Origin of the sequence: Metabacillus rhizosphaerae (assembly GCF_037201795.1) — a bacterium.
In the GTDB taxonomy this organism is placed as follows: Bacteria; Bacillota; Bacilli; order Bacillales; family Bacillaceae; genus Metabacillus; species Metabacillus rhizosphaerae.
On record NZ_CP147403.1, the window covers coordinates 675,001 to 700,774 of the forward strand.

Annotated in this window: 23 protein-coding genes (1 of these 23 cut by a window edge); 14 read left to right on the plus strand and 9 right to left on the minus strand. The window is 34.8% G+C overall.

Annotated elements, in window-relative coordinates; genetic code table 11:
• The 8 genes from WCV66_RS03465 to dnaA form a co-directional block, all read right to left on the minus strand.
• Positions 1 to 1,028 carry the 5' portion of an HD-GYP domain-containing protein gene (locus tag WCV66_RS03465; protein WP_338787897.1) on the minus strand. It extends 64 nt beyond the left edge of the window, so only the first 1,028 of its 1,092 coding nucleotides appear in the window; it begins with the start codon at positions 1,026 to 1,028; its stop codon lies beyond the left edge, outside the window.
• Between the two features lie 189 nt (positions 1,029 to 1,217).
• Entirely contained in the window at positions 1,218 to 3,731 is a 2,514-nt protein-coding gene (gyrA, locus tag WCV66_RS03470) for a DNA gyrase subunit A (protein ID WP_338787898.1), read from the minus strand.
• A 295-nt stretch (positions 3,732 to 4,026) separates the two neighbouring features.
• Complete coding sequence (gene gyrB / locus WCV66_RS03475) at positions 4,027 to 5,949, minus strand: DNA topoisomerase (ATP-hydrolyzing) subunit B (RefSeq protein WP_066338868.1); 1,923 nt, start codon at positions 5,947 to 5,949, stop codon at positions 4,027 to 4,029.
• Between the two features lie 59 nt (positions 5,950 to 6,008).
• Positions 6,009 to 6,302 (minus strand): extracellular matrix regulator RemB, encoded by a 294-nt coding sequence (gene remB / locus WCV66_RS03480; RefSeq protein ID WP_413789627.1) that lies wholly within the window; start codon positions 6,300 to 6,302, stop codon positions 6,009 to 6,011.
• Entirely contained in the window at positions 6,268 to 7,386 is a 1,119-nt protein-coding gene (gene recF, locus WCV66_RS03485) for a DNA replication/repair protein RecF (protein WP_066338795.1), read from the minus strand. Before recF ends, remB begins: the two co-directional genes overlap by 35 nt.
• A 16-nt stretch (positions 7,387 to 7,402) precedes the next feature.
• A complete protein-coding gene (gene yaaA / locus WCV66_RS03490; RefSeq protein WP_066338792.1) occupies positions 7,403 to 7,618 on the minus strand; it encodes a S4 domain-containing protein YaaA in 216 nt (71 codons plus the stop codon).
• A 226-nt stretch (positions 7,619 to 7,844) separates the two neighbouring features.
• Positions 7,845 to 8,981 carry a DNA polymerase III subunit beta gene (gene dnaN / locus WCV66_RS03495; protein WP_338787899.1) on the minus strand — a complete coding sequence of 379 codons (1,137 nt, stop codon included), beginning with the start codon at positions 8,979 to 8,981 and terminating at the stop codon, positions 7,845 to 7,847.
• A 191-nt stretch (positions 8,982 to 9,172) separates the two neighbouring features.
• Entirely contained in the window at positions 9,173 to 10,525 is a 1,353-nt protein-coding gene (gene dnaA / locus WCV66_RS03500; RefSeq protein ID WP_066338788.1) for a chromosomal replication initiator protein DnaA, read from the minus strand.
• A gap of 702 nt (positions 10,526 to 11,227) precedes the next feature.
• On the opposite strand from dnaA, the gene rpmH reads away from it, so the two are divergent.
• From rpmH to WCV66_RS03555, 11 genes are all read left to right on the plus strand, one after another.
• On the plus strand, positions 11,228 to 11,362 hold the full coding sequence (gene rpmH, locus WCV66_RS03505; RefSeq protein WP_026561635.1) for a 50S ribosomal protein L34: 135 nt from the start codon (positions 11,228 to 11,230) through the stop codon (positions 11,360 to 11,362).
• A gap of 286 nt (positions 11,363 to 11,648) precedes the next feature.
• Complete coding sequence (gene rnpA / locus WCV66_RS03510; protein ID WP_066338780.1) at positions 11,649 to 11,990, plus strand: ribonuclease P protein component; 342 nt, start codon at positions 11,649 to 11,651, stop codon at positions 11,988 to 11,990.
• A 115-nt stretch (positions 11,991 to 12,105) separates the two neighbouring features.
• Entirely contained in the window at positions 12,106 to 12,912 is an 807-nt protein-coding gene (spoIIIJ, locus tag WCV66_RS03515; protein ID WP_157094499.1) for a YidC family membrane integrase SpoIIIJ, read from the plus strand.
• The gene (gene jag, locus WCV66_RS03520; protein ID WP_338787900.1) at positions 12,909 to 13,544 is read left to right on the plus strand and encodes an RNA-binding cell elongation regulator Jag/EloR; all 636 of its coding nucleotides are present in this window, start codon (positions 12,909 to 12,911) and stop codon (positions 13,542 to 13,544) included. Before spoIIIJ ends, jag begins: the two co-directional genes overlap by 4 nt.
• A gap of 391 nt (positions 13,545 to 13,935) precedes the next feature.
• Positions 13,936 to 15,321 (plus strand): tRNA uridine-5-carboxymethylaminomethyl(34) synthesis GTPase MnmE, encoded by a 1,386-nt coding sequence (mnmE, locus tag WCV66_RS03525; protein ID WP_066338775.1) that lies wholly within the window; start codon positions 13,936 to 13,938, stop codon positions 15,319 to 15,321.
• 240 nt (positions 15,322 to 15,561) lie between these two features.
• Positions 15,562 to 17,451 carry a tRNA uridine-5-carboxymethylaminomethyl(34) synthesis enzyme MnmG gene (mnmG, locus tag WCV66_RS03530; protein ID WP_338787901.1) on the plus strand — a complete coding sequence of 630 codons (1,890 nt, stop codon included), beginning with the start codon at positions 15,562 to 15,564 and terminating at the stop codon, positions 17,449 to 17,451.
• A 17-nt stretch (positions 17,452 to 17,468) separates the two neighbouring features.
• The gene (gene rsmG / locus WCV66_RS03535; RefSeq protein ID WP_338787902.1) at positions 17,469 to 18,185 is read left to right on the plus strand and encodes a 16S rRNA (guanine(527)-N(7))-methyltransferase RsmG; all 717 of its coding nucleotides are present in this window, start codon (positions 17,469 to 17,471) and stop codon (positions 18,183 to 18,185) included.
• 105 nt (positions 18,186 to 18,290) lie between these two features.
• Complete coding sequence (noc, locus tag WCV66_RS03540) at positions 18,291 to 19,163, plus strand: nucleoid occlusion protein (protein ID WP_066338759.1); 873 nt, start codon at positions 18,291 to 18,293, stop codon at positions 19,161 to 19,163.
• A gap of 876 nt (positions 19,164 to 20,039) precedes the next feature.
• On the plus strand, positions 20,040 to 20,801 hold the full coding sequence (locus WCV66_RS03545) for a ParA family protein (RefSeq protein WP_066338862.1): 762 nt from the start codon (positions 20,040 to 20,042) through the stop codon (positions 20,799 to 20,801).
• A complete protein-coding gene (locus WCV66_RS03550; RefSeq protein ID WP_066338754.1) occupies positions 20,794 to 21,663 on the plus strand; it encodes a ParB/RepB/Spo0J family partition protein in 870 nt (289 codons plus the stop codon). Before WCV66_RS03545 ends, WCV66_RS03550 begins: the two co-directional genes overlap by 8 nt.
• Positions 21,664 to 21,868: 205 nt before the next feature.
• Complete coding sequence (locus tag WCV66_RS03555; RefSeq protein WP_338789392.1) at positions 21,869 to 22,567, plus strand: DUF554 domain-containing protein; 699 nt, start codon at positions 21,869 to 21,871, stop codon at positions 22,565 to 22,567.
• A 76-nt stretch (positions 22,568 to 22,643) separates the two neighbouring features.
• Here WCV66_RS03555 and yyaC read toward each other — a convergent pair whose 3' ends face one another.
• Complete coding sequence (gene yyaC / locus WCV66_RS03560; RefSeq protein WP_066338750.1) at positions 22,644 to 23,267, minus strand: spore protease YyaC; 624 nt, start codon at positions 23,265 to 23,267, stop codon at positions 22,644 to 22,646.
• Between the two features lie 100 nt (positions 23,268 to 23,367).
• On the opposite strand from yyaC, the gene WCV66_RS03565 reads away from it, so the two are divergent.
• The 3 genes from WCV66_RS03565 to WCV66_RS03575 all read left to right on the plus strand — a co-directional run bounded on the left by WCV66_RS03565 (position 23,368) and on the right by WCV66_RS03575 (position 25,765).
• Complete coding sequence (locus WCV66_RS03565) at positions 23,368 to 24,384, plus strand: hypothetical protein (protein WP_338787903.1); 1,017 nt, start codon at positions 23,368 to 23,370, stop codon at positions 24,382 to 24,384.
• 288 nt (positions 24,385 to 24,672) lie between these two features.
• On the plus strand, positions 24,673 to 25,542 hold the full coding sequence (locus WCV66_RS03570) for a mechanosensitive ion channel family protein (RefSeq protein ID WP_066338742.1): 870 nt from the start codon (positions 24,673 to 24,675) through the stop codon (positions 25,540 to 25,542).
• A gap of 16 nt (positions 25,543 to 25,558) precedes the next feature.
• On the plus strand, positions 25,559 to 25,765 hold the full coding sequence (locus tag WCV66_RS03575; RefSeq protein WP_066338737.1) for a DUF951 domain-containing protein: 207 nt from the start codon (positions 25,559 to 25,561) through the stop codon (positions 25,763 to 25,765).
• The last annotated feature ends 9 nt before the right edge of the window (positions 25,766 to 25,774 follow it).

Sequence of the window (25,774 nt, forward strand, 5' to 3'; positions counted from 1 at the left end):
GCAGACCTTATTATTGGTCTAGTTGGATATTGTTCATCGACAAATACTATCTCCGCTTCTAAACCATTCGAAATTTTCACCAATGTACCTGCTGAAAATTTGATAAGTGCCTTTTTTAACTCATTTACCACTTTTAAATCGAATTTCCCAAAGTCATCTTGAATGATTTGTTCTAATACTTTAAATGGAGATTGTTTACTACGATAAGGTCTAACAGTTACCATTGCTTGATATGTATCAGCAAGAGCAACAATATTGCTATACGGATGTAATTGTTCTCCTTTAACACCTAGTGGATATCCACTACTATCAATTCTTTCATGATGCTGTAAAACCCCCATCTTAACCCCTTCTTTTATTGTCATAATATTTTTCAATAGGTTATAGCTATGAATTGGGTGTTGTTTAATATCTTTATATTCACGCTCAGTTAATGTCACCTTTTTTGTCATGATATTGGGGCTTATTTTTGCCATTCCACAATCACATAATAGACCAGTTAATGCAATTTGGTTTATATCCCCCTGTTTATACTCTAACTTCTTAGCTAAAAAAGCACTTAGCAAGGCGACTGAAACAGAATGATGATAAATGTATTCCTCTTGTTTGCTATTAAGATATAGTTTAAGTATTTCCTCCTCATGACCTTCCAACTTACTTACTAATGGAAGTATAACTTGTCTCACTTTTGTTATATCTATTAAGGCACCAGCTTGCCATCCCATATAGAGTCGTTTGTAGGATAGGACAGTGTCGTTATAAAGTTGGTTGAATGATTTTTTATGTTCTATTTCTACCTTTTCTTCTTTTACCTTTTGTTTTTCATCTAGTATATAAGATGGTTGAAAAACTTTACCATCCTCAAGAACACTTTCTACTTCTACCTCATTAATTAAAAAGGCCTGTAAAGCTTCTTTAATATGTCTTGAAACAACTGTATTTTTGCAAGCCAATAACTTATTAGAAGCCGATACTATATGTTTTGAAAGAATACAACCCTCTTCTAATTGATCGATATAAATCTTCACACGTATCCCCCCTCTGTTTATTATATATTTAAATAGGAGCAAATGTTTATAAAAATTGTAAGATTATAGTGATTTTTTTACTATCATTTTCTAATATATGGTTATTTTATAGTTAAATTGTTACACGAATTGCTTTTTTCTTTCAAAAAAAGACTAACCCATTTTATTAATGAGTTAGTCTTTTGTATCTTATTCTTCTTCTGGTGTTTCTGGTGTTTCTGGTGTTTCAAGTGTTTCTGTTAATTCTCCTTCTTCTACTTCCTCTGTCTCTTGATCTTCTTTCTCAACAAGAGCGACTGTAGATACAACTACATTTTCATCCAATTTAATTAACTTAACACCTTGTGTATTTCTTCCCATTGTGGAAATAGTAGCTACATCCATACGGATTAAAACACCACTTGCTGTAATAAGCATTAAATCTTTTTCACCTGTAGCAGCTTTAACAGAAACAACAGGACCGTTTTTCTCTGTAATATTACATGTCTTTAATCCTTTACCACCACGGCTTTGAACTCTATATTCTTCAGAAGGCGTACGTTTTCCATATCCATTGCTTGTAACAATTAATACGTCAACACCTTCCTCAAGGATTTCCATACCTACTACTTCATCATCCTCATCGAGAGATATCCCTTTAACACCAGTGGCTGTACGTCCCATAGAACGAACATCTGTTTCATGGAATCGGATAAGCATGCCTTTTTTGGTTCCAATGATAATATTCTTAGAACCATCAGTTAGTTTAACCGATATTAGTTCATCCGCTTCACGTAAACTTACTGCAATTAAACCATTATTTCTTATATTGGCAAATTGAGATAATGGTGAACGTTTAGAGACTCCCTCTTTTGTTGTAAAGAATAAGAACCAATCATCTACAAACTCAGATACAGGTATTATTGCATTTACCCATTCACCTTTTTCAACACTTAAAAGGTTAATAATTGGGAGACCTTTAGCTGTCCTGCTATATTCAGGAATTTCATAGCCCTTTGCTCGATAAACCTTTCCTTTATTTGTAAAGAAAAGAATAGTATCGTGGGTTGAAGTCGTAAGGAGCTGTGCAACGAAGTCGTCTTCATTCGTTCCCATTCCTTGAATACCTCTTCCACCGCGTTTTTGACTACGGTATGTTGATACTGGAAGACGTTTAATATATCCATTATGTGTTAACGTAATGACGATATTCTCAACAGGTATTAAATCTTCATCCTCTATATTTTCAATTCCACCTGCTAATATTTCAGTACGACGCTCATCATTGAATCGTTCCTTAATTTCAGTAAGCTCTTCTCTGATAATCATAAGTACTTTTTCTTCATCAGCCAGAATTGCTTTTAATTCTTCAATTAACTTTACTAGTGACTGATATTCTTCTTCAATTTTTTCTCTCTCTAAGCCTGTTAATCTTTGAAGCCTCATATCTAAAATTGCTTGTGCTTGCTTCTCACTTAGTGAAAATTGCTCCATTAATCCATTTCGAGCGATTTCCGTTGTTTGTGAACTACGGATGAGTGCAATAACTGCATCTAAATGATCCAGTGCAATTCGTAATCCTTCAAGAATATGAGCACGAGCTTCAGCTTTTCTTAATTCAAAAGCTGTTCTACGCTTAATTACAACTTTTTGATGTTCTAAGTAATAATAAAGCATTTGCTTAACATTAAGAACCTTTGGATGGCCATCAACTAGCGATAACATATTAATACCAAAACTAGTCTGTAAAGCTGTCTGCTTGAAAAGGTTGTTTAAAAGGACGTTTGCATTTGCATCCTTCCTTACCTCGATAACAACTCGCATACCATTACGGTCTGATTCATCACGCAAATCTGTTATACCATCAATTTTTTTATCTCGAACAAGCTCTGCTATTTTTTCAACAAGTTTTGCCTTGTTAACTTGATATGGTAATTCCTTAACAATGATTACTTGTTTGCCTGATGGTTTTTCTTCGATCTCAACCTTAGCTCTAATCGTGATTGATCCACGACCAGTTTCATACGCTTTTCGTATCCCGCTTCTTCCAATAATTTGTCCACCTGTTGGAAAATCAGGGCCAGGAATAATCTCCATTAATTCAGGGATTGATATATCTGGTTCCTTACTAAGTGCAAGAACACCATCAATAACTTCACCCAATTGGTGTGGTGGAATATTTGTTGCCATACCTACAGCGATTCCAGTCGCACCGTTAACAAGTAAGTTCGGAAATCGAGCTGGAAGTACAATCGGTTCTCTTTCTGAGCCATCATAGTTATCCTGGTAATCAATCGTGTCTTTGTTTATATCACGAATTAATTCCATTGAAATTTTAGACATACGGGCCTCAGTGTATCGCATTGCTGCTGCTGAGTCTCCATCAACAGAACCAAAGTTACCATGTCCATCAACTAACATGTAACGGAAATTGAAATCTTGAGCCATACGTACCATTGTCTCATAAACAGCTGAATCACCATGTGGATGATACTTACCAATTACTTCACCAACGATACGTGCTGATTTTTTAAATGGTTTATCTGACGTCATACCTAAATCATTCATTGCATAGAGAATACGACGATGAACAGGCTTTAACCCATCCCGAACATCTGGTAAAGCACGTGAAACAATAACACTCATCGCATAGCCTAAAAAGGACTCACGCATTTCGGTACTAATATTTCTATCTATGACGTGTGAGTTTTGATTTTCCGACATACTAAGATAACCTCCCTTAGTTCTATTCGCATTTTAAATTGGGAGAGCCAAATAAATGTATAAAACGTATTAATAATTACTACCCAATTAAGATAAATCCATCTAATAGTCTACTCTCCATTATATCAATGTTAGAGAGAGATTACACATCAATTTCCTAGAATAATAATAGTTAGTAGGATTTACTTAAAATATTTAGAACTCCAATTATTATTTGATCGTAAATGATCACATAGTGGGGATGGTAATGTGATTATCAAAAAACACCTCACCGTATAATGAGGTGCTTCTTAAATTAAATATCTAGATTTTTAACATATTGTGCATTTTCTTCAATAAAGTTTCTGCGAGGTTCTACCTTATCACCCATTAATGTATCAAATGTTTCATCAGCATCAATAGCATCTTCTAAAGTGACTTGGAGTAATGTACGTGTTCCTGGATCCATTGTTGTTTCCCATAACTGTCCAGGATTCATCTCTCCTAAACCTTTATAGCGCTGAATACCAGGTTTAGGCTGCTGTGGCATATCTGCAAGATACTCATCAAGCTGACGATCATTATATGCATACTCAATTCGCTTACCTTGCTGAATCTTGTATAGTGGCGGTTGAGCAATATAGATAAAACCTTGTTCAATAATTTGGCGCATATAACGATAAAAGAAGGTAAGTAATAGTGTACGAATATGCGCACCATCTACATCGGCATCAGTCATGATGACAACTTTATGATAGCGTGCTTTCGTTATATCAAAATCCTCACCAATTCCAGTACCTAGTGCAGTAATAATCGCTCTAATTTCATTGTTGGAGAGAATTTTATCGAGTCGAGCCTTTTCGACATTAATAATTTTCCCCCTTAATGGGAGGATCGCTTGGAAATGTCTATCTCTACCTTGTTTTGCAGAACCTCCGGCTGAATCTCCCTCAACGACGTATATTTCACTAATTGTCGGATCCTTTGAAGAACAATCTGCTAGCTTCCCTGGTAGATTTGAAATTTCCAGTGCACTTTTTCTTCGTGTTAATTCACGTGCCTTTTTAGCGGCAAGACGGGCTCTAGCTGCCATTAAACCTTTTTCAACAATTTTTCTAGCTGTAGAAGGGTTTTCTAGTAAAAACTTATCAAATGCCTCTGAAAATACAGAATCTGTAACGGTTCTAACTTCTGAATTTCCTAGCTTTGTTTTTGTTTGCCCTTCAAATTGAGGATCAGGGTGTTTTATAGAGATAATTGCTGTAATTCCTTCACGAACATCTTCACCAGAAAGATTATCATCATTTTCCTTGAAGATCTTATTCTTTCTAGCATAATCATTAATAACACGAGTTAAAGCAGTTTTAAATCCTGCTTCATGTGTTCCGCCCTCATAGGTGTGAATATTATTAGCAAAAGAATATATATTACTTGTATAGCTATCATTATATTGAATAGCAACCTCAGTTGTAATCCCGTCCTTTTCACCTTCAATATACACAGGCTCATCATGGATTACTTCACGGGTACGGTTTAAATGCTCGACGTAGGATTTAATTCCACCTTCATAGTAATATTCATTTTGACGTTTACTTTCACGTTTGTCTTCAATTGTTATTTTTAATCCACGATTTAGGAATGCTAACTCTCTTATACGATTTGCAAGAATTTCATACTCATATTCTGTTGTTTCAGTAAAAATTTCTGGATCTGGTTTAAAATGAGTAATTGTACCGGTAACATCAGATTCACCAATTACTTTTAAATCCGCTGCAGGAACACCCTTTTCAAATTTTTGAAAATGGACCTTTCCTTCACGATGTACGGTAACATTTAATTCAGTTGAAAGAGCATTAACTACGGATGCACCAACGCCATGAAGCCCACCAGACACCTTGTAGCCTCCACCACCGAATTTTCCTCCGGCATGTAAAACCGTCATAATGACTTCAACAGCTGGACGCCCCATTTTCTCATGAATACCTACTGGAATTCCACGTCCATTATCCTTAACAGTTATACTATTATCTTCTTCAATGATTACATTAATTTCATTACAAAACCCTGCTAACGCTTCATCTATACTATTATCAACAATTTCCCATACAAGATGATGGAGTCCTTTTGAACTAGTAGATCCGATATACATACCAGGGCGTTTTCGTACCGCTTCTAAACCCTCTAATACTTGAATCTGATTTTCATCGTATGTTTGCTGTTGAACTTTATTTTCTTCCATCGTCACACTGATTCACCTACACTTTTCCTAAAGCAGTCTTTTACCATGAAAACTTTTAGTTAATTATCTATATCAAAAGCAACTTGTGCTCGTTTTTTTAACGTGTTTGACGACAACGGGGAAAAATAGATCTTATCCATCGTTACAATCACTGATTTCGCTTCACCATTTGTAAGTTGAACAATTTTACTCTCCTGTTTATTAAAAAACTCAGAAACAATTGTTGAAGCTTGTGAAGATTGGCGATCTAATATCATGACAACCTCTTTGGAAGGGACAACAAAATTGTCACCTAGATGAATATACAAGTTAATCACCTCATTTATCGTCTGAAAGCTTTCCTGTTTTGACATGGAACGTAGCTGCCTCTTTTAACGTTTGATGGTCAATCCCTTCGACACTAGTAGTCGTGACAAAGGTTTGTACCTTCCCTTGGATCGTATTCAATAAGTGAGATTGCCTAAAGTCATCTAACTCAGATAATACGTCATCAAGTAAAAGGATTGGATATTCTCCAATCTCACTGTGGATCAAATCTATTTCAGCTAACTTCAACGATAGAGCAGTGGTTCTTTGTTGACCTTGTGAACCATATGTTTGGACATCATAATCATTAACATAAAAAACTAGGTCATCTCTGTGAGGTCCAGCTAACGTAGCACCTCGTTCGATTTCCTTCTCTCTTATTTTAGCAAATTTTTGTTCATATGCTTCTATCATTTTCGTCAAATCATTGTCTTCTGATACGTCAATAGACGGTTTATATTTAATAACTAACGTTTCTAATCCTCTACTAATTCCCGAATGAATAGGTTGTGCCCATTTTTGTAGTTCAGAAATAAACTGTAATCGTTTATAAATAATCTTCGCTGCGACTTCACTAAGTTGAGCTGTTAATACATCCAGCATCGTTTGATCTGTTTGCTTCCGCATCTGCAACAACTTTAGATAATGATTGCGTTGCTGCATAATCTTTTGATAACGGCTTAAATCATGAAGATAAATGGGAGACACTTGACCAATTTCCATATCTATAAATCTTCTTCTTACCCCAGGGCTACCTTTTACTAAATTTAAATCCTCAGGTGCAAACATAATGACATTCATTGCCCCAATATATTGACTCAACTTTCCTTGTTCAAGATGATTCAATTTAGCCTTTTTACCCTTTTTTGAAATAACTAATTGGAGAGCAGTGGATCGATTATACTTTTCAACACTACCCTCTATTTTAGCATATTCTTCGTCCCAACGAATTAATTCTTTATCATTTGACGTTCGATGTGATTTCGCCATGGCAAGTACAAAGATTGATTCCATTACATTTGTTTTCCCTTGTGCATTTTCACCAAGGATAACATTGACTTTATTTTCAAACTGGATCGTCAAGTCTTCATAATTACGGTAATTTTTTAAATTAAGCTCTTTTATATACAAATTTTGTACACCAACTTTAATTTTTCACGATATATGTGCCAAAATCAGGAATATAAACCATATCACCATTTCTTAGTTTTTTCCCTCGACGGTTTTCCGGTTCATTATTTACAAAGATTTCATACTCCCCTAAAAACCATTTTGCCATTCCGCCTGATTGTATCACTTCTGCTAGTTTTAAAAATTGTCCTAGTGTAATAAACTCTGATTCAATCTTAACTGGTTTTGCCATAGTGAACCACCTTTCTTCAGTAGTCTCTAACTTTATATTTTACTAAAAACCTAACTAAAAATACAACTATCCCAGGACTTTGATCTCCATGTCCATTCCACACGCACAAAATATTATACATTTTTAATAAGTTTAGTTCTAAATACCCATACAACTTTCAGGCCTTCTAAAACAGAAAAGAGGCTGACATAAGTCAGTCCTCTTAAATCCATATTAATTAATTAGTTTAATACGTTCTTACAGGTAAAATGAGTTGCAACATAGAATCATCCTGTGTTGTTCGTATAACAAAAGGTCTCATTGCACCTGTAAAATTGATAATAATTTCAGTTCCTTCAAGGGCCTTTAATGCGTCCATAACATATTTAGCGCTAAAGGATATCTTTAATTCCTCACCTTGAATTTCTGATGATTGAATTTCCTCACTAACTTTACCGATTTCTGGTGAGTTAGATGAAATTTCAACCATTCCATCTGTAATTGTAGAAAGCTTAACAACATTATTTCTAGCTTCTTTTGCTAGTAATGATGCACGATCAATTGCTTGTAAAAATTCCTTCGAATTAATTGTCATATTTGTTTTGCTTTCTGAAGGAATTAAGCGTGATGTATCTGGATAATTTCCGTCTAACAAACGTGAGAAAAATAATAGATTTTTCGCTTTGAATAACACTTGATTTTCTGTAATAACAATTTCGATTAAATCACTTGTGTCATCTAAGATCTTACTAAGTTCGCTTAAGCTTTTCCCTGGAATAACAACATTATATAAATTCTGACTTTCTGTATTAATTGCAGCTTTTCTTAAAGCTAAACGATGACTATCTGTTGCGATACATATTAGCTCACTGTTTTCCAATTTCCAATTAACACCTGTTAAAATCGGTCTAGTTTCTGATGTTGATACAGCAAATACTGTTTGGCGGATCATTGCCTTTAACAAATCAGTAGGAATCTTGAACATTTTTTCTTCTTCAATTTGTGGTAAATGAGGATATTCTTCAGCATCTAATCCGTTTAAGCTAAATTCTGCTTTTCCTGATCGAATAATTGTTGAGTGTTGGTTACCTACTTCAATTTCGACAATATCCATTGGTAACTTCTTAACAATTTCACTAAAGAATCTAGCTTGTAAAACAACACTACCACTTTGTTGGATTTCTACAATTTCATTTCCATCTTCCTCAACAGGAATAAAAGATTCTATTGAGATATCTGAGTCACTACCTGTTAAAGTAACTCCCTCTGAATTAGCAACAATTTTTATACCAGTCAAAATAGGAATTGTTGTCCTTGATGATACTGCCTTCATTACGTCTTGAACACTTTGGACTAATTTATCACGTTGAATAATGAATTTCATGAAAGAATTCCTCCTTTTTTAGAAATTAGGTTATATATTTATTTTTTAAAAATATAGTAGAAGTACTAGTAGGGCCTGTGGAAATGTGGATAACTGGTATAAACGAAAGGAAACACAGCCTATCCACATGTGGACAGACTGTGTATATATCTGCATTAGTTATTCACACTATTCAGGTTCAATAATTTTTTTTAAGAGCCTCTAATTAATCCTGTAATTTCTTTTAATTGTCTTTGCAGCTGTTCATCACTCTGAAGCATTTTAGAAATTTTTTCATGAGCATGGATCACTGTTGTATGATCACGTCCACCAAATTCTTCTCCGATTTTAGGAAGAGATGAATCTGTTAATTCCCTAGATAAATACATAGCAATCTGTCGAGGGAAAGCTACTGATTTTGTCCGCTTTTTAGCTTTGAAATCCTCTAATTTCACCTGGAATTCCTGACCAACTATCCGTTGAATATCACTAATTGCAATCATTTTTGGTTTAGAATTTGGAATAATATCTTTTAATGCTTCAGCAGCTAAATCTGCATTGATATCTTTATTTATCAAAGAAGAATAAGCGACAACTCTAATAAGAGCTCCTTCTAATTCTCGAATGTTTGAATCAATTTGATTTGCAATATAAAGCATGACTTCATTTGGTATATCTAGACCTTCAGCTTTTGCTTTTTTTCTTAAAATAGCAATTCTTGTTTCTAAATCTGGAGGGGTAATGTCAGTAATTAAGCCCCACTCAAAGCGTGAACGAAGTCTGTCCTCGAGAGTAGGTATTTCCTTAGGTGGACGATCACTGGAAATGATAATTTGTTTGCTTTCCTCATGTAAAGTATTAAATGTATGGAAAAATTCTTCTTGTGTTGATTCTTTTCCAGCAAGAAATTGAATATCATCAATTAGTAGAACATCAACACTTCTATATTTATTCCTAAAGTCAACCGCTTTATTATCACGGATTGAGTTTATGAATTCATTTGTAAACTTTTCAGAGGAGAGGTAAACAATTTTTGCAGAAGGATTATGATTCATTACATAGTGTCCAATGGCATGCATTAAGTGAGTTTTACCTAGTCCAACTCCTCCATAAATAAATAAAGGATTATATGCTTTTGCAGGTGCTTCAGCTACTGCTAATGATGCAGCATGAGCAAATCTGTTACCTGATCCAATAACGAATGTATCAAACGTATACTTAGGATTAAGCATACTTTGTGGTATTTCATTTTGTTCATCGTTATTATTATTTATTTGTTTAATTGGAGAATTTTGCACAAATTCATCATCCCTTTGATTTTGGGGAATAATAAATTTTATAAGGAACTCTTCACCTGTTAGCTGGTAGATGGTATCAGCAATTAAATGTAGGTACCTGGATTCCAACCAATCTCTTGCAAACTCATTTGGAGCAGTTATGGTTAGGGTGTCACCTTTAATAGTATGTGCCTTCGTTGACTTAAGCCATGTTTCATAGCTGGGCTTACTTATTTTCTTTTCTATCTCTCCAAGAGCTTTACTCCAAAGTTCGGAAATGTTCTCCATGTAATGGTTTGTCCCTCCTTTACCTAAGCACCATTGCTGTTTGTATAATCTTTGTACAAGGTGCGAATATTCATGTATAAACATACAAACGTAAAAAATGTGCATAAATATATAATATAGTAATAAAACGTCTTTTCGACAAAACCCAAGTATTGTGGACAACAATTTACACAGGCTGTTTATAAACTATTCACATGTTATCCACAGATTGTGGATAACGCAAATTCGGTTATTAGTTATTAAGAGTGAAAACACAAATATAATATCAGAATAAAGCTAGAGATGCAACGGTTTTTACAAACTTATCCACACAACTAATCAATTGTTGAAGGAAATTGTCCACAATAGGCTAAGTTGTGAAAAACTTGTCGATAACTTATGTACATACTGCAGAAACTTGTCGAATTGTTATCCACAGATCATTTAACTGTACAAAGGGTTTTATTTTTTTATTTAAGTTTGACAAACTCGTTGTTGATTTCCACTGCAGGTATTCTCTCTTTCCGCGGGCGATGTGGGAGTCTTCACGGTGCTTTGAACCTGTGGAGTTTCATGTATTCCATTCCAATAACAAGTCAAAAATCGACAGTGAGCTTTAACAGATCCTTGTTAAAAAAGAATGAGTAGTTGACAATTCATACATTCACTCACTATAATTAGTAAGACTGTCTTTAACTGTTATTCCTCAGGGAGGTGTCATATATGAAACGTACTTATCAACCAAATAAACGTAAACGTAGTAAAGTTCATGGTTTCCGTAGCCGTATGAGCACAGCTAATGGACGTAAAGTTCTTGCTCGCCGTCGTCGCAGAGGAAGAAAAGTATTATCAGCATAGGCCACTGAAAAATCAGTGGTCTTTTTTTGCAGATAAGAAAATTTAAGTTTTTTTAAGCTTAGTTTGAGCGTCTTATTTGCCTGATTTTTGAACAAGGCGCTTGATCTTTTCTTAACAAATAAGAAACCACCACATCTTTTAGTGGAAATAAAAGAGAAGAAACGATTTTACATAAAAGATGAACATTATCTAAAAGTTTGTTTAAATCGTTTTTATTTCAGACATAATGATGGTGAGAATTCTGCTAGTAGGAAAGTGGGAGCAGAACATACCGGAGTGAAACAGAATGAGAAGGAAATATAGAATTAAAAAGAATAAAGATTTTCAAACAGTGTTTAAGCAGGGGAAATCGATAGCAAACAGACAATTTGTTATATATATATTAGAAAGATCGGAAGAACAGGAATTTCGAATTGGGTTATCTGTTAGTAAAAAAATTGGAAATGCAGTGACGAGAAATCGAATTAAGCGCTTAATTCGACAATTTTTTTTAGAAGAGAAGCATCGTATTGCAAGTGGTAGAGAATATATTATTATTGCAAGAAAACCAGCTTCAGACATGGGATACAATGAAGTGAAAAGTAGTTTAAACCACTTATTCAGAAAAGCAAAAAGCTATCAGAACTAAATAAATGTAGAATTATGTAGAAATGATCTTAATGAAAACTTTTTTATATAAAAGAAAAATCATTGTAAAAGTGATAAGATATAAATTATGTGAAACTTTTTCTTTTCTTTAACGTATGAATTGTATCTATCTATTGGTTAGGAGGAAAAAAGGTTTGAAAAGGCGCGTACTTTTAATATTGGGGTTAGTGAGTGTTTTAACCCTTTTAACTGGATGTACAGAGGTAAATGTTCCGATTACATCTGAAAGTGAAGGGTTTTGGAATAAGTATATCGTATATCCTTTATCACAATTAATTACATACTTTGCTGAAATAACTGGTGATAATTATGGAATCTCAATTGTCTTAGTAACAATTATCATTCGTTTAGCAATATTACCGTTAATGATTAAACAAACAAAGAGCTCTAAAGCAATGCAAGCAATCCAACCAGAAATGCAAAAGTTGAAAGAGAAATATAGTTCAAAGGATCAACAAACACAACAAAAGCTACAGCAGGAGACAATGGCTTTATTTCAAAAGCATGGTGTTAACCCACTTGCAGGTTGTTTCCCATTAATTGTCCAAATGCCTATCTTAATTGGTTTTTACCATGCAATTATGAGAACAGAAGCAATAGCTGAACATACATTCCTTTGGTTTGATTTAGGTGAGCGAGATCCATTCTTTATCCTTCCACTTGTTGCAGGTGCTACAACATTCATCCAACAAAAGATGATGATGGCAGGTACAGCAAATCAAAATCCTCAAATGGCAATGATGCTTTATATTATGCCGATTATGATTATTGTTTTTGCGATTAGTTTCCCTGCAGCACTTTCGTTGTATTGGGTAGTTGGTAACCTATTTATGATTGTACAAACTTATTTTGTAAAAGGGCCTGAGCTAAAGGCAGCAAAAGATGGAGGAAATAAGAAGTGAAAGAGATAACTGCTAATGGACTTACCGTCAATGAAGCAGTAGAAGTAGCATTAAAGCAATTAGAAGCAACAAGGGAAGAAGTAGAAATTACAGTTCTAGATGAAGGAAAAAAGGGTATTTTCGGCATTTTCGGAAAAAGGTCTGCAAGTGTTATAGTTAAGCTTATCGATGATCCTGTAAAGGAAGCTCATCTATTTCTTTCAAATGTAACGAAGAAAATGGGAATTGATGCCCAAATTAAGATAAAACGGGCAGGTAAAATTGTCACTTTTCAATTATCAGGTGACAAAATGGCTGTTTTAATCGGAAAAAGAGGACAAACATTAAATTCCCTTCAGTATTTAACACAATTAGTTGCAAATCGTTATTCTAATTATTATTTACAAATTGTCATAGATGCTGAAAATTACCGAGAAAGAAGAAAAGATACCCTTAACCAATTAGCAGCTCGATTAGCTCGGCAAGTTATTCGTTCATCAAAGAATGTTTCTTTAGAACCAATGCCTTCCTATGAACGCAAAATTATTCATGCTGCATTATCTGAATTTAAAGAATTAAAAACATATTCTGTTGGTGAAGAACCAAATCGTCATTTGGTTATTTCTCTTAAAGCAAAGACTGACTCTAAATAGAGTTGGTCTTTTTTTATATAAAAAAATCTTTGTAACTTTTTAATTCAGTTAAGTGCTTGACTATAAAATCCAGGATCATGTCGAAAAATGTTGTATTGATAAATTTGTATCGAATCTGGAAAGTTCAATCTTAAGTTTAAAAAGCAAATTTCACTTTATGTTAATAACTCGTCAAAGTGAAATTAACTATTAAGAGCAAATATTGTTATTAACATGTGGATAAGTTAAAATAAAGGAAGGAATGTTTAGATTAGAATGAATTGTGGATAACAATAAGTTGATTTTGCTTTCTTATGAAAGTGAAATATGCTATCTTAAAATTTTGGTCAAAGCTTATGAGAAAAAGGAAAGTATTCATATAGATAATTGAAATAGAGAGGTGATCGTAAAAATGGAGTTAGATACAATCGCAGCGATATCTACGCCCTTAGGTGAAGGAGCAATAGCAATTGTAAGATTAAGTGGAGATGAAGCAATTGACATTGCAGACAAGCTATTCAAAGCTCCTTCAAATAAGAGGCTAACAGAGGTAGACTCCCATACGATCCATTACGGTCATATGATAGATCCAACGACAGGTGATGTTGTTGAGGAAGTTATGGTTTCTTTAATGAAGGGGCCAAAAACGTTTACTAGGGAAGATGTTGTTGAAATAAATTGTCATGGTGGGTTAGTGACTGTAAACCGGGTTTTGCAATTGGCTGTTAAAAATGGTGCAAGACTAGCAGAACCTGGAGAGTTTACAAAGCGGGCATTTTTAAATGGACGTATTGATTTATCTCAAGCAGAGGCAGTAATGGATTTAATTCGTGCAAAAACAGATCGAGCTATGAATGTTGCCTTAGGACAAATGGAAGGTAGGCTTTCAAAGCTTGTTCAAAAGCTAAGACAAGAGATTTTAGAAACATTAGCACATGTTGAGGTTAATATTGATTATCCTGAGTATGATGACGTAGAGGAAATGACACATAAAATGCTTGTTGAAAAAGCAACTTATGTCCAAAGTGAAATTCATAAACTTTTGCAGACATCTGGGCAAGGGAAAATTTTAAGAGAAGGACTTTCAACGGTAATTATCGGGAGACCGAATGTTGGAAAGTCATCTTTACTTAATAGCCTAGTTCATGAAAATAAGGCCATTGTAACAGATATTCCTGGAACAACTAGAGATGTAATAGAAGAATATGTGAACGTTAGAGGAGTTCCGCTTCGGTTAGTAGATACAGCAGGTATTCGCGAGACTGAGGATATTGTTGAACGAATTGGTGTAGAACGATCAAGAAAGGTATTAAAGGAAGCAGATCTAATACTTCTTGTATTAAATTATCATGAGGAGCTTTCTCATGAAGATGTTCAACTATTTGAAGCAGTAAAGGGAATGGATATTATCGTTATTGTTAATAAAACTGATCTTGAACAAAAAATTAATCTTGAGCAAGTAATAGATCTAGCTTCTGGAAGACCTGTTGTTACAACCTCATTACTAGAGGAAAAGGGAATAGATGAATTAGAGGAAGCGATAGGTGCATTATTTTTTCAAGGCAATCTACAAAGCAATGATTTAACATATGTATCAAATTCACGCCATATCGCATTATTAACAGCTGCACAAACATCTATTAACGAAGCATTAACAGGAATTGAAGAAGGCATTCCTATTGATATTGTTCAAATAGATTTAACACGATGCTGGGAGCAGCTTGGTGAAATAATTGGGGATTCTGTTCACGAAAGCCTAATTGATCAGCTATTTTCGCAATTTTGTCTAGGGAAATAATAAAAGCGGAAGCGCCCGTTTAGCGACGTATGAACTGGAGCACTTCGAATGAGATAAAGGAAACACGAAGAGCGAAAGCGATTCGATGTTGACTTATCGTAAGAAGAAGTGTGAAGTTCACTAGTCGCTGGGAGCTGTAGCTAGCCAAAATAAAAGCGGAAGCGCCCGTTTAGCGTTGTAGCTAATATTGACATTATGTATTAAATAGATAAATTTTCATTTAAAAAAGGAGGTTATTAAATGTCTTATCATGCTGGGGATTATGATGTGATTGTCGTTGGTGCAGGTCATGCTGGGTGTGAATCTGCGCTAGCTTCTGCAAGAATGGGGGCAAAAACACTTGTAATCACAATAAATTTAGACATGGTGGCTTTTATGCCATGTAACCCATCAGTCGGTGGCCCTGCAAAAGGGATTGTCGTTCGGGAAATAGACGCCTTAGGCGGCGAAATGGGTAAAAATATAGATAAAACGCATATTCAAATGAGAATGTTAAACACAGGGAAGGGCCCAGCAGTTAGAGCCCTACGTGCACAAGCTGATAAATTTGCTTATCAGCACGAGATGAAAAAAACGTTAGAAAATGAAAAAAATCTAACATTACTTCAAGGAATGGTTGATCGATTAATTGTTGAGGACGGAATATGTAAGGGAATTGTTACACAAACGGGTGCAGAGTATTCTGCGAAAGCAGTAGTTTTAACGACAGGTACTTTCCTAAGAGGAGAAATCATTTTAGGAGAACTTAAATATTCAAGTGGTCCAAATAATCAGCAGCCTTCCATCAAGTTATCTGAACACTTACATGAGCTAGGCTTTGATCTAGTAAGATTTAAAACAGGAACACCACCGCGTGTTAATAGTCATTCAATTGATTACAGTAAAACAGAAATTCAACCAGGTGATGAAGTTCCACGTGCCTTTTCTTTTGAAACGACAAAATACATTACAGATCAGCTTCCATGCTGGTTAACGTATACAAGTTTAGAAACACATCAAATTATTGATAATAATTTGCATCGTTCACCTATGTATTCAGGGATGATTAAAGGAACCGGTCCGCGTTATTGTCCATCTATCGAAGATAAAGTTGTTCGGTTCAATGATAAACCGCGTCACCAAATATTTTTAGAGCCTGAGGGAAGAAATACTCAGGAGGTGTATGTTCAAGGTCTTTCAACAAGCTTGCCCGAGGATGTACAACAACAAATATTAAAAACAATACCAGGTCTTGAAAAAGTGCAAATGATGAGAGCGGGTTATGCAATTGAATATGATGCAATTGTTCCAACACAGCTTTGGCCGACTTTAGAAACAAAAAATATTTCATCATTATTTACCGCAGGACAAATTAATGGTACATCAGGATATGAAGAAGCTGCAGGCCAAGGATTGATGGCAGGGATTAATGCTGCTCAAAAAGCATTAGGAAAAGAAGAAATAATATTAGGTAGATCTGATGCTTATATTGGCGTTCTAATTGATGATTTAGTAACTAAAGGGACAAATGAGCCTTATCGCCTATTAACATCAAGAGCAGAATATCGCTTATTGCTTCGTCATGATAATGCTGATTTACGTCTAACTGACGTTGGTAAGAAAATTGGTTTAATATCTGAAGAACGCTTTGCAAAATTCACAAATAAGAAACATTCGATTGAGCAAGAAAAACTTCGATTGAATTCAGTTATTATTAAACCAAATCAAGAGACTCAACAATTAATTCTTTCAGTTGGTGGAAGTGAATTAAAGGATGGAATTAGAGCTTCTGATTTACTAAAACGACCAGAGATGACATATGAACATATAAACCAGCTTGTTCCATCAGAAGGGGAAATTGATGCAGATGTTGCTGAACAGGTTGAGATCCAAATAAAGTATGAGGGCTACATCGAAAAATCTTTACAACAAGTTGAAAAGCTTAAAAAGATGGAGAACAAAAAAATCCCTGAAAATATTGATTATGATGCAATTAACGGTTTAGCAACTGAGGCACGTCAAAAACTTAAAGAGGTAACACCATTATCTGTTGCACAGGCGTCTCGTATAGCTGGAGTTAACCCGGCAGATGTATCAATTCTATTGGTATACCTAGAGCAAGGCCGAATTGCGCGAGTTTCTAATCAATAAATAGAAAGGTTTTGTTTATGGATACAGAATTATTTCAGTCAAGTTTAGCGGAGAAAGGAATTGTGCTTTCTCCGCAACAAATGGATCAATTTGATTTATATTTCAATTTGCTAGTAGAATGGAACGAAAAAATGAACTTAACGTCAATCACAGAAAAAAAGGAAGTGTACTTAAAACACTTCTTTGATTCGATATCGGCTGCTTTTTACTTTGATTTTTCAAAACCATTTTCTATTTGTGATGTCGGAGCGGGTGCGGGTTTTCCAAGTATACCAATTAACATTTGCTTTCCACATTTACGTGTTTCAATTGTAGACTCACTACAAAAAAGAATTAATTTTTTATCTCACTTAACAAAAGAATTAGGTTTAAAAAACGTTCAACTTTTCCATGACCGAGCTGAAACTTTTGGTCAAAATAAAGAGCATAGAGAGTCATTTGATATAGTAACTGCTAGAGCTGTTGCTAGGCTTTCTGTACTAAGTGAATTGTGTATACCCCTGGTTAAAAAGGACGGTTTCTTTATTGCCATGAAAGCTGCAGCAGCAAAAGATGAACTAGAGGCTGGCGAAAAAGCACTCAAAGTTTTAGGTGGTAAGGTTCAAGAAATTCACTCATTTGAACTACCTTTAGAAAATAGTGAACGAACAATCTTAGTTATTGAAAAAATAAAAGGGACACCTAAAAAATATCCTAGAAAACCTGGAACACCAAATAAGCTTCCTATAGAGTAAATGTTTCACATGAAACATTTACTGGAACTTTTAAGTATTTTGCAGGAAATAATGAAAGAAAAAGAGAATATTAAAATTGGTAGTTTTTAAAGGTGGTGTAGGCTCATGAAGCATCCATTTTCTCGCTTTTTCGGTTTGGGAGAAAAAGAAGCAGAACAAGTTGTAGTTGATGAAATAAAAGATGAAATAATAGAGGAAGAAGAACAACATAGGGAAGAGGTTAAGAAAATCCTTATACAGGATATTGTTCCTAATCGCTTCCAGCCACGTACCGTTTTTTCTAATGAAAAGATTGAAGAATTAGCGTTAACTATTCGTACACATGGAATTATTCAGCCAATAGTCGTTCGAGAAATAGATGGGAAATTTGAAATTATTGCTGGTGAGAGACGCTTTCGAGCTGTACAAACCCTGGGTTGGGATGATATTCCTGCGATCGTAAAGGAATTTAATGATACAGAAACAGCAAGTGTTGCATTGATTGAGAATCTCCAACGGGAAGAATTATCTTCAATAGAAGAAGCAGTTGCCTATGCTAAACTGCTTGAATTGCATAATCTCACACAAGAAGCTTTAGCTCAGCGACTTGGTAAAGGTCAATCTACAATAGCGAATAAGCTACGCTTACTAAAACTTCCCCAAGATGTACAAGATGCTTTATTGCAAAAGGTAATAACTGAGCGCCATGCACGTGCTCTTATTCCATTAAAGGATCCTGAGTTGCAAACAAAATTGTTAACAGAGATAATCGAAAGGCAACTAAATGTTAAACAAACAGAGGACCGTGTAGTTAAGCTTCTTGAAAAAAATAATGTTAAACCGAAACCAAAACGTAAAGCATTTAGTAGAGACACAAGAATTGCAATGAATACAATTCGCCAATCGTTAACAATGGTTGCTGATAGTGGCGTTAAGTTAAATACAGAAGAAGAAGAATTTGAAGAATACATTCAGTTTACGATAAAGATACCAAAGTAGTATTTAGTTTTGATTTATACTTTTATTTCCTATGCATTTATTTATAAGAAGTTTTGATAGTGGTTTTATCCTTATTCAAGGAATATTAATACGAAGGGGCTGGCTTAAGGTCAGGCCTTTTTCCCGTGTGTGCATAATACTATAAATTTGACAAGTAGTGCTAATTATCTTTCCCATAAACTTATTATTATTTCACTTTCATAATTTAGTTTTCTCCTATGTAGAAAATACTAATATAGAAGAAATCAGAAAAAAGACAAACCTTTCTAGTCGATTCATGATAAAATAAAAAAATGATATAGAAAGATTAAGGAATAAGATAGTAAGTTCTTTTTACTTAGTTTGGTATCTGGCTTTGTGAAAGGTCGGATACATGAACCTCTAGGGCTAGGTCACACATGAGTAGAAGGTAAAGAATACCTTCTATTCATGTGCGTCTTATTCTCCTAGGATTGTATAAAGACCTTGCGCTTTTGAACGTATAACATTTTGTGTATAGATCTGAAGCATAGGACGTGCAAGCGCAGTCAGTGCGAAAGAACGTCGCGTTTTTGACTGCCAGCGACGTATGAACTTCATACTCCATTAACGATAAGTTAACATCGAACGCTAGCGCTCTTCGTGTTTCCTTTATCCCTCAAAGGGAGTGCTCAAGTTCATACGTTGCTAACGGCGCTTGCGCTTTTCTTAACGTTTAAGAAAGTATATAATTTTTTACTTAGTTTTGATGTCTAGCTCCAGGCGCCATCGGCTCGAGGTCATAAGTCAAATAGGAATTGAAGGCAAAGTACGCCTTCTATTCCTATTCGCCTTATGCTTGTCGCCGATAGGCGGGCGCCTTGCGCTTTTCTATTAGAGATGAAAGCAGGTGACATCGTGGGAAAGGTTATTGCCATCGCAAACCAAAAAGGTGGAGTCGGTAAAACAACGACTTCTGTAAATTTAGGTGCTTGCTTAGCATACATCGGTAAACGAGTGCTTCTCGTCGATGTTGACCCACAAGGTAATGCAACTAGCGGTATTGGTATTGAAAAGGCCGATGTCGAGCATTGCATTTACGATATTTTAGTAGATGATGTAGATGTAAAGGAAGTTATTAAGCAAACTGCAGTAGAAAATTTAGATATTATTCCAGCTACAATTCAGTTAGCGGGAGCAGAAATAGAGCTTGTGCCAACTATTTCCCGAGAAGTAAGATTAAAAAGAGCACTCGAGTCAGTTAAACACCAATATGATTATATGGTAATTGATTGTCCGCCTTCATTAGGCTTACTTACCATAAATGCATTAACTGCTTCAGATGCAGTTTTAATTCCAGTACAATGTGAATATTACGCATTAGAAGGTTTAAGTCAGTTACTTAACACTGTTCGTCTTGTACAGAAGCACCTAAATACAGAGTTAATGATCGAAGGAGTTCTATTAACAATGCTTGATGCCAGAACAAACTTAGGTATTCAGGTTATTGATGAAGTAAAGAAATATTTTCAGGATAAGGTGTATAAAACGATCATTCCAAGAAATATTCGTTTAAGCGAAGCACCAAGTCATGGCCAACCTATTATCATTTACGATCCAAGGTCTAGAGGAGCAGAAGTTTATTTAGATTTGGCAAAGGAAGTGGTTGTTAATGGCTAGAGGTTTAGGTAAAGGGCTTAATGTAGGAAAGGGACTAAATGCCTTTTTTCCAGAAATGAAGGTAGGACAAGAAGAAACTATTCAAGAAATCAAGCTAAAAGAAATACGTCCTAACCCATATCAGCCACGTAAAACCTTTGAACAGGAATCGATCAATGAATTAAAGGACTCCATTTTACAGCACGGTATTTTACAACCAATTGTTGTCCGTAAAAGTATAAAGGGCTTTGAAATTGTAGTTGGTGAACGACGGTTTCGTGCTGCAACAGAGGCCAAACTAACTGCTATTCCAGCGGTAATAAGAGATTTATCAGAACAACAAATGATGGAGTTAGCTCTTTTAGAGAACTTGCAGCGTGAGGATCTAACACCAATTGAAGAGGCACAAGCATACCAGACGCTAATGGAGCAGCTAAACTTTACTCAAGAGGCATTAGCCAAACGCCTAGGGAAAAGCCGACCACATATTGCAAACCATGTTAGACTTCTTAGCTTACCAAAGCCGATTCAACAACTCATATCAGACGGTAAGCTTTCAATGGGACATGGACGGACGCTTCTTGGACTTAAGAATAAAGACAAGCTCAACTCACTTATAGAAAAAATTATTCGTGAACATTTGAATGTTCGACAGGTAGAATTAATTGTTCAACAATTAAATAATGTTTCACGTGAAACCAAAAAGAAAAAACCAGAAAAAGATGTTTTTATAAAAGAACGGGAATCCTATTTACAAGAGTATTTTGGTACATCTGTTACGATTAAGAAACAAAAGAAAAAAGGAAAAATTGAAATTGAATTTTTCTCTCAGGATGATTTAGACCGCATTTTAGAATTACTGCAGGCACAACAGTCATCCTAAGAGGCTGTTCTTTTTCTTAACTGGCTCTAAAATGAGTCAGTCTTTTTTTGTTTAGAAAATTACTATTCTTGTAAAGTGAAAAAGCAGTTGTAAACTAGCTATAACTTTAAATAGGATATTGTACGTTAATTTCTTATAAATTTCCAGGTTTCCCCAACAACACACATTTGATGTTTACATATTAAAGAAAGGTGGAGCTATTTTGGTGTTATTTGGAAGTATTGTAAATGCAGTAGGAATAATAGTAGGGACATTTATTGGTTTATTACTTAGAAAAATACCTGATCAAATGAAACAAACAGTTATGATTGCAATCGGCCTTTCGGTTGTAATCCTAGGTATTGATATGGCACTAAAAAGTGACAATTTTTTCATTGTAATTGTTAGTTTGATAGTAGGTTCATTAGTTGGTGAGTGGCTAAGGATAGAGGACTACTTACATCGAATAGGAACTACTCTTGAACAAAAAATAGGTAAGTCTCAAAGTGGAAATATTGCTCAAGGCTTTGTTACGGCAACATTAATTTTTGTTGTTGGTGCAATGGCTATAGTTGGATCACTCGATAGTGGCCTAAGACAAGATCATTCTGTTCTTTTAACAAAGTCGATGATTGATGGATTCACAAGCATTGTGTTAGCGAGCACGCTTGGAATAGGTGTATTATTTTCAGCTCTTCCTGTCTTTTTATATCAAGGAGGCATAGCGCTATTAGCAAATGTCATTCATCAATTTCTATCAGACTCACTTTTGAATTTGTTAATTGCTGAACTCACTGCAACAGGTGGTGTGTTAATTTTGGCAATTGGTATTAATATGCTAGGAATTAAACAAATCAGAGTGGCGAATTTACTCCCAAGTATTTTAATTGTTACCATAATTGTTTTAATACAATATCATTATTAAAGAATTATTTTTACACTGCATGAGAGAAGTGCAGTGTTTTTTATTTAGGTAGTATGACAATAAGTTTCTGAATGAATTAGTTAATCGCAGAATCTCGATCAGCTAACCAGTCACGACGTATAGAGAGTCGTTTTTCTAAGTATTGCTTCTCCGCTTCAATTAACCCCTTTGATATAATATCAGCCATGCTCATTACTAGATGTAAGCGAGTATTTTGCAAAACAAAGAATTCCATAAACCCACTAACATTTACAATGCCTGTTATATGCATATTACCAACAGCTGGTAACTCCTTATTTACCCCAGCACCAGGCTTTATAGACCCTTCAGCAACTTGAATATAGCCAACGCTTTTTAAACGCCCTAAGCATGCGTCAATGGCAATTATAAATGGATTTCTATGTTTTTCTTTAATAAACTCCAATGTTTCTTCTAAATTAACAGCATGTACAGGATCTTTCAATGTACCGTAGACGTGGAAATGTGATAATTCCCTTTGTATGTTAAAACCTACAAGAGGACCTAAAGAGTCTCCAGTAGATCGATCTGTTCCTATACATACAATAACAATAGGCTTTATAAATAATTTTGGAAGGTTATCGATAATCTGACTTGATAAGAGTTGAATTGCTTGCTGTTCTTCATAATAAACGCGTTCAAGCTTTTTATCTGATTGAAAAAGTCCTGTTTTTAGATTCATAGATTTCACTCCCGCATCATAGTAGTAACAGTATACGGAAGAATGTTCATTTCTATACATCTTCGTTGCAATTAGGACAGCCTTATGAGGTGATGGGAAAATGAAGTCAGGTTTAAAATGGATGTTTTTGATTTTAGGAACTATTATTGGGGCAGGGTATGCATCAGGGAGAGAAATATGGCAATTTTTTGGCTTTGAAAGCGGACTAGCTATCTGTATTTTTGCTTTTATTTTTATCATAGCTGTCTATGTCATTATGAAAATTAGTTATGAAGAGAAGACACATCACTTTTTTCCAGTTTTGGAGAAATTGGTAGGTAGAAAACTCTCTTACGTTTATGATGTTTTAATTGTCGTCTACCTCTTTAGTACAACAATCGTGATGATTGCAGGCGGTGGTGCTACACTCGAAGCCTTTTTAGTCCCATATTGGGGAGGAGTCATCTTCTTTTCAGTATTATTAGTGCTTCTATTTGTTGGTAATATAAATGGCATTATTAGGTTAAATGTTGTAATCATTCCTTTGTTAGTATTGGGGTTGTTTTATGCATTGTTGTCGTTTAACCACTATAATCATCATTCATGGGTTTTAGATTTAACTAAGCAATATAACTGGCCTTCAGCCTTTACCTTTACTTCGTTAAATATATTACCGCTAATTGCCGTTTTATCTGCAATTGGAAAAGAAATTAAGAGTCTGAAGGAAGCAAAAATAGCTAGCATAGGTAGTGGCGTTGTTTTGGGGGGGATTTCATTTATTTACAATGAAACATTAGTTCAAATGGCTGATTATCTAGCTGAATATGAAATACCATTATTTGCAGTATTAAAAGGGTCACCGTTTGCAATTTTTCTTTTTATGTCTGTCATGCTTTGGTTTGCAATTTATACCACTGCGGTTTCAGGGATATTAGGAATTGCTTCACGGTTTAAGGAGGTTACAAATCTACCGTACTGGTTGATGGCCCTAATCTTAGTCTTGTTGATGATTCCATTTACAAGCTTTGGCTTTGCAAACCTCGTTGCTATTTTATACCCTTTATACGGATTAATTAACCTTTATCTCCTTGTAACAATTTTGCTTTTTCCAATACTGAACCGTTATAAAACAGAATAAAAATTCGCGAAAATAAATTGAGGCTGACTCATAAAGATATCCCGGTTATTGAATGATTGAACAAAGGGATAATCTTTGCCAGAGTCGGCCTCTTTTTGGTATAAAATAATCTTATATGGAATTTAACTGATATAATATCCTGTATCTATGAGTTCCATTTGGAAAAAGTTTATTGGGAATTTAGGCTATTCTCTACTTCTTAAGTGGTTTAGACATAGAGTATAATAGTCTATGAAAAATTATATATTTTAAAGAGGTAAATAGTACTTTTAGAAAAAGGTGAAAAGGTTGAATACTATTGAAAATTTGTGGAATGAAGTTTTGGAGTACATTACAGATGGTAAACTATGGGTTAATATTGGAGAAGGTTTATTAAAGATCGTTCTGATTACTATTGTCTCGACCATTTTTATCCGAATTGGAAAACTTGCGATTAGTAAGATCTTTTTATTCCGCGGGAAATCACCAATTCGTATTTCAGAGAGAAGAGAAAATACCCTTTCAAAGTTATTAGAAAATATCCTAACATATGTTGTTTATTTCATTGCCATCATTATGATCCTAGAGGCTGTAAGCATTAATGTGGGTGCATTGCTTGCTGGTGCTGGGATTGTAGGACTTGCTGTAGGTTTTGGCGCACAAAGTCTTGTGAAGGATATTATTACAGGATTTTTTATAATATTTGAAGATCAGTTTTCTGTTGGGGACCATATTAGAGTTGCTGCTTTTGAGGGGACTGTTGAAGAAATTGGACTTAGAACAACAAAAATTAAGAATTGGACAGGAGAACTTCATATTATTCCAAATGGGAGTATTGTTGAAGTAACAAACTTCTCTATTCATAATAGTATGGCTGTAGTTGATGTAAGCATCTCGTTTGAGACAGATATACCAGAAGCCGAACGTGTAATTCAAGATCTTTTAACAGAAATTCCAGATAAATATGAGGACATTGTTACTCCTCCTGAACTACTTGGTATTCAAACCTTGGGTGCATCAGAGATTATTTTACGTGTTGTTTGTGAAGTTGAACCAATGCGCCATTTCCATATTGCAAGAATGCTTCGAAAAGATATTAAAATGCGTTTAGATGAACATGGTATTGAAATTCCATATCCTCGAATGGTTATGTATAACAGAAAAGAACAAGTAAGTTAAGAGCGGAGGTTAAAATATGCTAGAAAAGGAATTTGGTTTAAAGGATATTGTAGAAATGAAGAAGCAGCATCCATGTGGGACAAACCGCTGGAAAATCATTCGAATGGGAATGGATGTAAGAATTAAATGTGAGGGCTGTGAGCATAGTGTTTTAATCCCTCGAAAGGAATTCTCTAGAAAAATGAAAAAGATACTTGTTAAACACGAAGAGTCGGATGAGTAAGTTGAGGGG

What these genes read in the sequence shown, in the direction of transcription:
- yaaA (WP_066338792.1), bottom strand. Translation starts at nt 7,618, where the DNA reads ATGGCAAAACCAGTTAAGATTGAATCAGAGTTTATTACACTAGGACAA.
- dnaN (WP_338787899.1), bottom strand. Translation starts at nt 8,981, where the DNA reads ATGAAATTCATTATTCAACGTGATAAATTAGTCCAAAGTGTTCAAGAC.
- rnpA (WP_066338780.1), top strand. Translation starts at nt 11,649, where the DNA reads ATGAGAAGGAAATATAGAATTAAAAAGAATAAAGATTTTCAAACAGTG.
- WCV66_RS03575 (WP_066338737.1), top strand. Translation starts at nt 25,559, where the DNA reads ATGCTAGAAAAGGAATTTGGTTTAAAGGATATTGTAGAAATGAAGAAG.
- mnmE (WP_066338775.1), top strand. Translation starts at nt 13,936, where the DNA reads ATGGAGTTAGATACAATCGCAGCGATATCTACGCCCTTAGGTGAAGGA.
- dnaA (WP_066338788.1), bottom strand. Translation starts at nt 10,525, where the DNA reads ATGGAGAACATTTCCGAACTTTGGAGTAAAGCTCTTGGAGAGATAGAA.
- rpmH (WP_026561635.1), top strand. Translation starts at nt 11,228, where the DNA reads ATGAAACGTACTTATCAACCAAATAAACGTAAACGTAGTAAAGTTCAT.
- noc (WP_066338759.1), top strand. Translation starts at nt 18,291, where the DNA reads ATGAAGCATCCATTTTCTCGCTTTTTCGGTTTGGGAGAAAAAGAAGCA.
- gyrA (WP_338787898.1), bottom strand. Translation starts at nt 3,731, where the DNA reads ATGTCGGAAAATCAAAACTCACACGTCATAGATAGAAATATTAGTACC.
- yyaC (WP_066338750.1), bottom strand. Translation starts at nt 23,267, where the DNA reads ATGAATCTAAAAACAGGACTTTTTCAATCAGATAAAAAGCTTGAACGC.
- WCV66_RS03550 (WP_066338754.1), top strand. Translation starts at nt 20,794, where the DNA reads ATGGCTAGAGGTTTAGGTAAAGGGCTTAATGTAGGAAAGGGACTAAAT.
- rsmG (WP_338787902.1), top strand. Translation starts at nt 17,469, where the DNA reads ATGGATACAGAATTATTTCAGTCAAGTTTAGCGGAGAAAGGAATTGTG.
- gyrB (WP_066338868.1), bottom strand. Translation starts at nt 5,949, where the DNA reads ATGGAAGAAAATAAAGTTCAACAGCAAACATACGATGAAAATCAGATT.
- remB (WP_413789627.1), bottom strand. Translation starts at nt 6,302, where the DNA reads ATGTCAAAACAGGAAAGCTTTCAGACGATAAATGAGGTGATTAACTTG.
- spoIIIJ (WP_157094499.1), top strand. Translation starts at nt 12,106, where the DNA reads ATGAATTGTATCTATCTATTGGTTAGGAGGAAAAAAGGTTTGAAAAGG.
- mnmG (WP_338787901.1), top strand. Translation starts at nt 15,562, where the DNA reads ATGTCTTATCATGCTGGGGATTATGATGTGATTGTCGTTGGTGCAGGT.
- WCV66_RS03565 (WP_338787903.1), top strand. Translation starts at nt 23,368, where the DNA reads ATGAAGTCAGGTTTAAAATGGATGTTTTTGATTTTAGGAACTATTATT.